The organism is Pseudomonas sp., from assembly GCF_041601375.1.
Taxonomy (GTDB): Bacteria; Pseudomonadota; Gammaproteobacteria; order Pseudomonadales; family Pseudomonadaceae; genus Aquipseudomonas.
On sequence record NZ_JBFIIG010000159.1, the window covers coordinates 1 to 9,788 of the forward strand.

General features: G+C 66.4%; 6 protein-coding genes and 2 pseudogenes. 6 read left to right on the top strand and 2 right to left on the bottom strand.

The genetic code is table 11. From position 1 onward, the window contains the following. From ABZE94_RS17180 to ABZE94_RS17205, 6 genes and pseudogenes are all read left to right on the top strand, one after another. Positions 1-324 (top strand): annotated as a pseudogene (locus ABZE94_RS17180) (malto-oligosyltrehalose synthase); the annotation flags it as partial. Beyond that, a complete protein-coding gene (locus ABZE94_RS17185) occupies positions 314-574 on the top strand; it encodes a DUF2934 domain-containing protein (RefSeq protein ID WP_372876794.1) in 261 nt (86 codons plus the stop codon). The pseudogene ABZE94_RS17180 and the gene ABZE94_RS17185, both read left to right, overlap by 11 nt. A gap of 182 nt (positions 575-756) precedes the next feature. Next, positions 757-2,916: a glycogen debranching protein GlgX gene (gene glgX, locus ABZE94_RS17190; protein ID WP_372876796.1), complete on the top strand. Its 2,160-nt coding sequence runs from the start codon at positions 757-759 to the stop codon at positions 2,914-2,916. 17 nt (positions 2,917-2,933) lie between these two features. Continuing rightward, positions 2,934-3,734, top strand: a complete 801-nt coding sequence (locus ABZE94_RS17195) for an endonuclease/exonuclease/phosphatase family protein (RefSeq protein WP_372876798.1) — start codon at positions 2,934-2,936, stop codon at positions 3,732-3,734. Then, complete coding sequence (gene clsB / locus ABZE94_RS17200; protein WP_372876800.1) at positions 3,731-4,978, top strand: cardiolipin synthase ClsB; 1,248 nt, start codon at positions 3,731-3,733, stop codon at positions 4,976-4,978. The genes ABZE94_RS17195 and clsB overlap by 4 nt, the downstream gene beginning before the upstream one ends. Beyond that, entirely contained in the window at positions 4,975-5,976 is a 1,002-nt protein-coding gene (locus ABZE94_RS17205; RefSeq protein ID WP_372876802.1) for a lysylphosphatidylglycerol synthase domain-containing protein, read from the top strand. The genes clsB and ABZE94_RS17205 overlap by 4 nt, the downstream gene beginning before the upstream one ends. 1,081 nt (positions 5,977-7,057) lie before the next feature. Here the strand turns inward: ABZE94_RS17205 and glgB are convergent. Both glgB and ABZE94_RS17215 read right to left on the bottom strand, forming a co-directional pair. Further along, on the bottom strand, positions 7,058-9,292 hold the full coding sequence (gene glgB / locus ABZE94_RS17210) for a 1,4-alpha-glucan branching protein GlgB (protein ID WP_372876804.1): 2,235 nt from the start codon (positions 9,290-9,292) through the stop codon (positions 7,058-7,060). Next, positions 9,289-9,788, bottom strand: a pseudogene (locus tag ABZE94_RS17215) (alpha-amylase); the annotation flags it as partial. The pseudogene ABZE94_RS17215 and the gene glgB, both read right to left, overlap by 4 nt.

Here is a 9,788-nt window from a genome sequence, read left to right on the forward strand (position 1 = left end):
GCGGTGGTCGGCAGCCAGGCCGAGCGGGTGCTGGCCTTCGCCCGCGTGCACGCCGGCGAACGGCTGCTGGTGATAGTGCCGCGCCTGGCCAGCGCCCTGCTCGGCGACGCCAAACGGCCCCTGATCCCGGCCGACCAGTGGGGCGACACCCGGGTCAGGCTGCCGGCCGCGCTCGTCGGCCAACCCTGGCTCGGTCTGTTTGCCGACCCGGGCATCGGCCGCGGCCAGAAGCAACTGGCGCTGGCGCAGGTCCTGGCGGATTTGCCCTTCTGCGTGTTGTGTTCCGCCCCACCCACCACCGAGGAGCCAACTGATGAGCGCTGAAACGAAGATTGACGAGCAGCAGATCCGTGAATACGCCTACCAGATCTGGCTGACCGAAGGCTGCCCCCAGGGACAGGCGCAGCGGCACTGGGACATGGCCCGGCAACTGGCCGAAGCCGAGACCCTGGCCGCCAGCGCGCCACCGCCGGCCGCCCGGCCGTCCTCCACGCGCAAGGCCAGAAGCGCGACGACGCCGGCCAAGGCGAGCGTGCCGAAAAAGCCACGGGGCACCGGCAAGGCCGACACCTGAGGCGAGCGCCAGGTCCCGCCGCGCCGCGTGAAGAGCGCGGCGCGGCGACAGAAGTCCTGCTGAAAAGAGAGAAAACGCCTTTTTTGCGCTAGTTTTTCATAACAGGGAGTGGTCGTTCGCCGCAAGAGCGAGGCCCCTCGCCAGGGCCTGTCCCTCGTTCCGACGAGCACCCAGGAGGTCAGATGCACAGCCGGCAGAAGAAAACGCCGCAGGCGCCGCAGGTAAGGATTCCGTCGCGGGTTCGCGAGGGCTTGCCCTTCCCCCTCGGCGCCACCTGGGATGGCCTGGGCGTCAACTTCGCGCTGTTTTCCGCGCATGCCCACATGGTCGAGTTGTGCCTGTTCGACGCCAGCGGTGAGGTCGAACTGGAGCGTATCCAGCTGCCGGAATACACCGACGAGATCTGGCACGGCTATCTACCCGACGCCCACCCCGGGCAGATCTATGGCTACCGCGTGCACGGCCCCTACGCCCCGGACATGGGCCTGAGGTTCAACCCGCACAAACTGCTGATCGACCCCTATGCCAAACAGCTGCTGGGGCAACTGCGCTGGTCGCCAGCCCTGTTCGGCTACATCCTCGGCTCGCAGGATGCCGACCTCAGCTTCGACCAGCGCGACAGCGCCCCCTTCGTACCCAAGTGCAAGGTCATCGACCCCGCCTTCACCTGGGGCCGCGATCGGCGCCTGCAGCTCCCCTGGGACCGCACCATCCTCTACGAGACCCATGTGCGCGGCTACACCATGCGCCATCCGCAGGTGCCCGATGAGCTGCGCGGCAGCTTCGCCGGCCTGAGTGTCGAGGCGGTCGTGCAGCACCTGCGCGAGCTCGGCGTCTCCGCGCTCGAACTGCTGCCGGTGTACGCCTTCGTCAACGACCAGCACCTGCTGGACAAGGAGCTGAGCAACTATTGGGGCTACAACACCCTGGCCTTCTTCGCTCCGCACCCGCGCTACCTCGCCAGCGGCAAGGTCGGCGAATTCAAGGAGATGGTCGCGCACCTGCACCATGCCGGGCTCGAGGTGATCCTCGACGTGGTCTACAACCACACCGCCGAGGGCAACGAACTGGGGCCGACCCTGTCGATGCGCGGCATCGACAACCTCAGCTACTACCGCCTGCAGGCCGACGACCAGCGCTTCTACGTCAACGATTCCGGCACCGGCAATACCCTCGACCTCAGCCACCCCCGGGTCCTGCAGATGGTCACCGACTCGCTGCGCTACTGGGTCGCGGAGATGCACGTGGATGGCTTCCGCTTCGACCTGGCGACCATCCTCGGGCGCGAGCCGGAGGGCTTCGACGAGCGCCACGGCTTTCTCGTCGCCTGCCGCCAGGATCCGCTGCTTAGCCAGGTCAAGCTGATCGCCGAGCCCTGGGACTGCGGCCCCGGCGGCTACCAGCTCGGCGGCTTCCCGCCCGGCTGGGCGGAATGGAACGACCGCTTCCGCGACACCGTGCGCGCCTTCTGGAAAGGCGACGACAACCAGCTCGCCGACTTCGCCAAGCGCCTGACCGCCTCCGGCGATCTGTTCGACCGGCGCGGGCGGCGGCCCCACAGCTCGGTCAACTTTGTCACCGCCCACGACGGTTTCACCCTGCACGACCTGGTGTCCTACAACGACAAGCACAACGAGGCCAACCAGGAGAACAACCAGGACGGCACCGACAACAACCTGTCCTGGAACCATGGCGTCGAGGGCCCGACCGACGACCCGCAGATCCGGGCGCTGCGCCTGCGCCAGATGTACAACTTCATGGCCACCCTGCTGTTCTCCCAGGGCACGCCGATGCTGCTGGCCGGCGACGAATTCGCCCGCACCCAGCATGGCAACAATAATGCCTATTGCCAGGACAGCGAGATCGGCTGGGTCGACTGGGCGCTGGACGAGGATGGCGCCGCCCTGCTGCGGTTCGTGCGCCAGGCGATCAAGCTGCGCCTGGCCTACCCGATCCTGCGCCGCGGCCGCTACCTGATCGGCGCCTACAATGAAGAACTGGGGGTCAAGGACGTGGCCTGGCTGGCACCCAACGGCGAGGAAATGACCATCGAGCAGTGGCACGATGGCCAGGGCCGCTGCCTGGGCATGCTCCTCGACGGTCGCGCGCAACCCACCGGCATCCGCCGCAGCGGTTCGGACAGCACCCTGCTGCTTATCGTCAATGCGCACTTCCAGCCGATCGACTTCCGTCTGCCGGAGGTGCCCCAGGGTAACGGCTGGCGCCGCCTGCTCGATACGGCACGGGTCGACGCCGACCGGGAAGTCTTCGCCTTGGACCGGGAATACGAACTCGCTGAGCGGACGCTGTTGCTGTTCGAACTGAACCGCCCCACGGACTGAAATGCAGGAGCAGGCATGTGAACACCAATAACGCTGGGCAAGGCAGCGGCGGGCACCAGCTGGAGCACGCCGGGCCGGTGCACAGCCTGCGAATCCTGACGGTGAACACGCACAAGGGCTTCACGGTGTTCAACCGCCGCTTCATCCTTCACGAACTGCGCGATGCGGTGCGCAACGTCTCGGCGGAAGTGGTGTTCCTGCAAGAGGTGCTGGGGACCCATGAACGCCACTCGCGGCGCTTTCTCAACTGGCCGCCGACGCCGCAATACGAATTTCTCGCCGACAGCATGTGGAGCGACTTCGCCTACGGGCGCAATGCGGTCTACCCGGATGGCGATCACGGCAACGCCCTGCTGTCGAAGTACCCGATCCTGCGCGAGCGCAACATCGACATCTCGATCACCGGACCGGAGTGCCGTGGCCTGCTCCACTGCGTCCTGCAGTTGCCCGCGCAACGCGAGCTGCACGCCATTTGCGTGCACCTGGGTCTGCGCGAACAGCACCGCCAGCAGCAGCTGCAGCTGCTCTGCGAGTTGCTCGACAGCTTGCCGGCCAAGGCGCCAGTGGTGGTGGCCGGAGACTTCAACGACTGGCGGCTGCGCGCCACCCGCCTGCTGGAGGGCGAGGTCGGGCTGCACGAAGTATTCGCCCGGGCCCATGGCAAGGTCGCCCGCAGTTATCCGGCGCGCTGGCCGCTGCTGCGCCTGGACCGCATCTATGTGCGCAACGCCAGCAGCCATGAACCGCGGATACTCTCGACCCGGCCCTGGTCGCACCTGTCCGACCACCTGCCGCTGGCCGTGGAGATCCGCCTATGAGGTTTCCCTGGCGCGCAGGCAACCGCCTGAGCCTGCTGATCAATGGCGAGGCGTTTTTCCCGCGGGTGTTCGAGGCCATACGCGCGGCCGAACGGGAGGTGCTGATCGAAACCTTCATCCTCTTCGAGGACAAGGTCGGCAGCCAGCTGCAGGCCGAACTGATTGCCGCCGCCGAACGCGGGGTCCGGGTCGAATTGACGGTGGATGGCTACGGCTCGGCCGACCTCAGCAACGCGTTCATCACGGCCTTGAGCGAGGTCGGCGTGCGCGTGCATATGTTCGACCCACAGCCCCGTCTGCTCGGCATGCGCACCAACCTGTTCCGCCGCATGCACCGCAAACTGGTGGTCATCGATGACCGCCTGGCGTTTGTCGGCGGAATCAATTTTTCCGCCGACCACCTGGCCGATTACGGCCCCGAGGCCAAGCAGGATTACGCCGTCGAAGTCGAAGGTCCGGTGGTGCACGATATCCGCCAGTTCGTCCTGACCATGCTGGCGCCGCCCGCCAAACGTCGGCGCGGCTGGGGGCGGCGATCCAGAACGACGCCGGGTAGCCAGCCTGCCGACCAGGCGGGAGCAGACTCGGGCCAGGCGCAGCTGGTGATCCGCGACAACCGCCAACACAGTATCGATATCGAGCAGCAATACTTGCAGGCCATCCGCGGCGCGCGCCAGCGCCTGCTGATCGCCAACGCTTACTTCTTTCCCGGCTACCGGCTGCTGCGCGAGATTCGCAACGCGGCGCAGCGCGGGGTCAGGGTCGAGCTGATCCTGCAGGGCCAGCCCGACATGCCGATCGCCCGCTTCAGTGCCCGGATCCTCTACGACTACCTGCTGCGCGGCGGCGTACGCATCCTCGAGTACGACAGCCGGCCGCTGCACGGCAAGGTGGCCCTGGTCGATGACGAGTGGGCCACAGTCGGCTCCAGCAATCTGGATCCGCTGAGCCTCTCGCTGAACCTGGAGGCCAACCTGATCATCCGCGACCGCACCTTCAATCGGCAGTTGTTCGAGCACCTGGAGGCATTGACTAGCGAGCATTGCCAGGCGATCAGTCAGGCGCAGTTGGCACGCTGGGCCTTCTGGCGGATGCCGCTGGTGTTCCTCGGTTTTCACTTGCTGCGCCACTTTCCGGCCTGGATCGGCTGGCTCCCCGCGCACACGCCGAAACTCGCCCTGCTGCAGCCCCATGAGCGGGCCAAGGCGGCCCGCAGCGCCGCCCTGCGGCGCGAGCGACCATGAGCAAGCAACGCCGCATGACGCCCGCCTCGAGCGCCAGGCCCGACTGGCCGGCGCGGGGCAAACTGCTGCTGGGCCTGGCGTTCTTCATCCTGGTGCTGGGTCTGCTGGTCGCCCTCAGCCGCCGCCTGGACTGGCAGGAACTGCTCGCGGCGCTGCGCGGCTATCGCATCGGCACCTTGCTCCTGGCCGCGGCCACCGCCTTCGCCAGCTACGCGCTGTACAGCTGCTTCGACCTTATCGGCCGCGCCTACACTCGCCACCACCTGCCGCTCCGGCAGGTCCTGCCGATCACCCTCGTCTGTTACGCGTTCAGCCTCAACCTCGGCGCCTGGATCGGCAGTATCGGCCTGCGCTTTCGCCTCTACTCGCAGCTTGGCCTGCGTCCGTCGGAGATCACCAAGGTGCTCACCCTCAGCCTGATGACCAACTGGCTGGGCTACAGCGGCCTGCTCGGGGTGGTCCTGGCCTTCGGCCTGATCGTGCCGCCGGAGGGCTGGGAACTCGGCATCCCCGGCTTGCGCCTGCTCGGTGGCGGGCTGCTGGTCCTTCTGCTGGGCTATCTGCTGCTCTGTGCCTTCTCGCGCCGGCGCTTCTGGACGATCCGCGGCCACGAAATCTATCTGCCCTCGCTACGCATGGGCCTGCTGCAGGTCGCCCTCGGCGCCAGCAACTGGGCGCTGATGGCCCTGCTGCTGGACATCCTGCTGCCGGCCCAGCTCGGTTACCCGACCGTGCTTGGCGCCCTGCTGGTCAGCGCCTTCGCCGGGGTCATCACTCATATCCCGGCCGGTCTCGGCGTACTGGAGGTGGTGTTTATCGCCCTGCTGCAGCAGCAGGTCTCGATCGGCGTGCTGCTGGCGGGGCTGATCGTCTACCGGGTGATCTATTACCTGCTGCCGTTGGTGCTGGCCGGGCTCGGCTATGCGCTGCTCGAGATGCGGGCCAAGCGCATGCGACGCAGCAACCAGCGCAAGCAGGCTGCGCCCGACAAGCCTTGAGCAAGGCTGTCGCGACAAGGTTGAAATATCGGCTAAACGCGGTCTCACCCATGTACCGCGATCCCTGGGTGGGTTAGGCGCACGCGCCGATAGCGATGAACCCGCAAGATCCGTTGCGCCGTAACCCACCATAGGCGCGACGCAGGCCTATCGCCTGGTGGGTTACGCGGCGCACCACGAGAGCGCTGCCTGATCGCTCGGAGCTTGGCGCCGCTAACCCACCCTACAATGATCCGACATTTCATGATTGACACGACACTAGTGTCATGACGAGGTTGAAATATCGGCTAAACGCGGTCTTACCCATCTACCGCGATCCCTGTAGGGTGGGTTAGGCGCACGCTGCCCATAGCGATGAACTAGCAAGATCCGTTGCGCCGTAACCCACCATAGCCGCGACGCAGGCCTATCGCCTGGTGGGTTACGCAGCGCACCACGAGAGATCGCCCGTCGTCCAGACGCCGCGCTGTCGCGCAGCAAACGGGGGGCAATCGTGTCTGTCGGCTTGTGGGTACCTGTAGGAGCGGCCGGGCGGCGTTCCGCTTCAGGCGCGAAACTGTGCTGTGCCGCGAAGAATTCGCGGCTAAAGCCGCTCCTACAATAATCAATAAAATCAATTAGATACTGGTTGTTTGATAAGAGCGCTTCCTGATCGTTCGCAGCTTGGCGCCGCTCCCCCCTACAATGATCCGACATTTCATGATTGACACGACACTAGTGTCACGACGAGGTTGAAATATCGGCTAAACGCGGTCTTACCCATGTACCGCGATCCCTGTAGGGTGGGTTAGGCGCACGCGCCGATAGCGATGAACCCGCAAGACCCGTTGCGCCGTAACCCACCATAGGCGCGACGCAGGGATATCGCCTGGTGGGTTACGCAGCGCACCACGAGAGATCGCCCGTCGTCCAGACGCCGCCCGGCCGCTCCTACAATAATCAATAAAATTAATTAGATACTGGCTGTTTGATAAGAGCGCTTCCTGATCGTTCGCAGCTTGGCGCCGCTAACCTGCGCGGTCCGACCTAGGCGGCCCCACCCACCCTACCGTGATCCGGTATTTCAGGGTTGACACTCCCCCTAGGCAGCAGGCGCTGGCGCGGCGACTGGGCGCAGGATCAGCACCGCCAGGGGCGGCAGGACCAGTTGCAGCGAGGCGGCATGGCCATGGCTGGGCAACGGCTCGGCCAGCTGCATGCCGCCGTTGCCGACGTTCGCCCCGCAATAGCATTCGGCGTCGCTGTTGAACAGCTCCTGCCAGTGCCCGCCGAACGGCACGCCGACCCGATAGGCGTGGCGTACCAGCGGGGTCAGGTTGGCGATGACCAGCAGCGGGTAGCCCTCGCGACTCCAGCGCAGCCAGGCGAAGACGCTGTTCTCGGCATCGTCGCCGATCAGCCACTGGAAGCCGGTCGGCCAGCAGTCCTGCTGGTGCAGCGCCGGCTCGTCCCGATACAGCCGGTTGAGGTCGCCGACCAGTTGCTGCACGCCGCGGTGCTCGTTGTAGTTGAGCAGGTACCAATCCAGCTCGCGGTCGTGACTCCACTCGCGCCACTGGGCGAATTCACAGCCCATGAACAGCAGCTTCTTGCCCGGATGGGTCCACATGAAACTCAGGTAGGCGCGCAGGTTGGCGAACTGCTGCCAGCGGTCGCCGGGCATCTTGTCGATCAGCGCGCGCTTGCCATGCACCACCTCGTCATGGGAGATCGGCAGCACGAAACGCTCGGAAAAGGCATAGAGCAGGCCGAAGGTCAGCTCGCCATGATGGTGGCGGCGGTGGATGGGATCATGCTGAATGTAGTGCAGGCTGTCGTGCATCCAGCCCATGTTCCACTTGAAGGAAAAGCCCAGCCCGTCCTCGGCGATGGCATGGGTGACCCCGGGCCAGGCGGTGGACTCCTCGGCGATCACCAGGGCGCCGGGTACCTCGCTGGCCACCACGTCGTTGAGGTGGCGGAGGAAGTCGACGGCCTCAAGGTTCTCCCGTCCGCCGTAGCGGTTGGGAATCCATTCGCCTGCGTTGCGCGAATAGTCGCGGTAGAGCATCGAGGCCACCGCATCGACGCGCAGGCCGTCGACATGGAATTCCTTCAACCAGTGCAGGGCCGAGGCCAGCATGAAGCCGTGCACCTCGGTGCGGCCGAGGTTGTAGATCAGGGTATCCCAGTCTCGATGGAGGCCTTCGTGGGGGTGGGCGTACTCGTACAGCGCGGTGCCGTCGAACTCCACCAGGCCATGGGCGTCATTGGGGAAATGCGCCGGCACCCAGTCGAGAATCACGCCGATCCCGGCCTGGTGGCAGGCATCGACGAAGGCGGCGAAATCCTCGCGCGAGCCATAGCGGCTGCTCGGCGCGAACTGGGACAGCGGCTGGTAGCCCCAGGACCCGCCGAAGGGGTGTTCCATGATCGGCATCAGCTCGACATGGCTGAAGCCCAGGGTCTGCAGGTAGGGGATCAGCCGTTCGGCGAGTTCATGCCAGTCGTACGGGCGGCCCTCCTCGCCCCCTTCGCGCCGCCAGGAGCCGGCATGCATCTCATAGATGGCGATCGGTGCATCGGCCGCCTGGGCGCTGGCGCGGCGGGCCAACCAGTCGCCATCGCGCCAGCTGTAGTCCAGCGCGGCGGCCACCCGCGAGGCGGTGCCCGGCGGGGTCTCGGTAGCCAGGGCCACGGGGTCGGCCTTGAGCGGCAGCAGGCCGTGGGCGCCGAGGATCTCGTACTTGTACAGCTCGCCCGCCTGCAGCCGCGGGATGAACAGCTCCCAGACCCCGGCCGGGTGGCGCAAGCGCATCGGATGGCGGCGGCCGTCCCAGCCGTTGAACGCGCCGACCACCGAGACCCGGCGGGCGTTCGGCGCCCACACGGCGAAGCGCACCCCGGCCACGCCCTCGACCACCATCGGTTGGGCGCCCAGGCAATGGCCGAGGTCACGGTGATTGCCTTCGGCGAACAGGTAGAGGTCCATCTCGCCGAGCAGCGGACCGAAGCTGTAGGGGTCCTCGCTGAGCTGCTCGGCGTCCGCCCAGCGGATGCGCAGCAGATAGGCCTGGGGCTGGGCCAGGCGGCCGACGAACAGGCCGGGCACCCGGCTCTGCTGGAGCGCGACGAGGAGCGTTTCGCCGTCCCTGGCGAGCACCTCGACCGCCTGCGCATCGGGCAGGTAGACGCGTATCAGCGGGCCCTGGGCATCGCTGTGCATACCCAGGATGGCAAAGGGATCCGGGTGTTCGGCGCGCAGCAGCGCCTCGCAGTCGTGTTCGGCCGGCAACATGGCCGCCAGCGCCTGAGCGCCGGTCTGTTGCTTGCTCATGGCTCACCTCCAGCATTCTCGGCGTGCAACAGATCGAGCAAACCCTGCAGCGGCACCACCAGCCAGTCGGGCCTGAATTCGGCCTCATAGGCGATTTCATAGGCGATCTTTTCCAGGCTGAACAGGCGCAGGGCGGCTTCTGCGCCGTGCTCCTCGTGCCAGGCATGAGGCACCTGCGCCGCCGCCAGCCGATAGCCGGCGAGGAAGGCCGCCTGCGAACGCTGCCGGTAGTCGGCGGTGATCGCCAGGCGCGCCTGGTCGGCCTCGCTCGAGGTGTCGGCAGTCTGCGCATTGCGCCTGGCCATGGCCGCGGCGTAGTCGATCGAGCGCAGCACCCCGCAAACGTCCTTGTACGGGCTGTGCTTGGCCCGGCGCTCGGCCAGCGAGCGGATCGGCTCGCCTTCGAAGTCGATCAGGTAGGCGTCGCCATGCACCACCAGCACCTGACCGAGGTGCAGGTCGCCATGCACACGAATGCGCAGGCCGCCGACTGCAC

Bases quoted from the DNA above. Each gene is read 5' to 3' on its own strand.
- ABZE94_RS17205 (WP_372876802.1), top strand. From the start codon at position 4,975: ATGAGCAAGCAACGCCGCATGACGCCCGCCTCGAGCGCCAGGCCCGAC.
- glgB (WP_372876804.1), bottom strand. From the start codon at position 9,292: ATGAGCAAGCAACAGACCGGCGCTCAGGCGCTGGCGGCCATGTTGCCG.
- ABZE94_RS17185 (WP_372876794.1), top strand. From the start codon at position 314: ATGAGCGCTGAAACGAAGATTGACGAGCAGCAGATCCGTGAATACGCC.
- glgX (WP_372876796.1), top strand. From the start codon at position 757: ATGCACAGCCGGCAGAAGAAAACGCCGCAGGCGCCGCAGGTAAGGATT.
- clsB (WP_372876800.1), top strand. From the start codon at position 3,731: ATGAGGTTTCCCTGGCGCGCAGGCAACCGCCTGAGCCTGCTGATCAAT.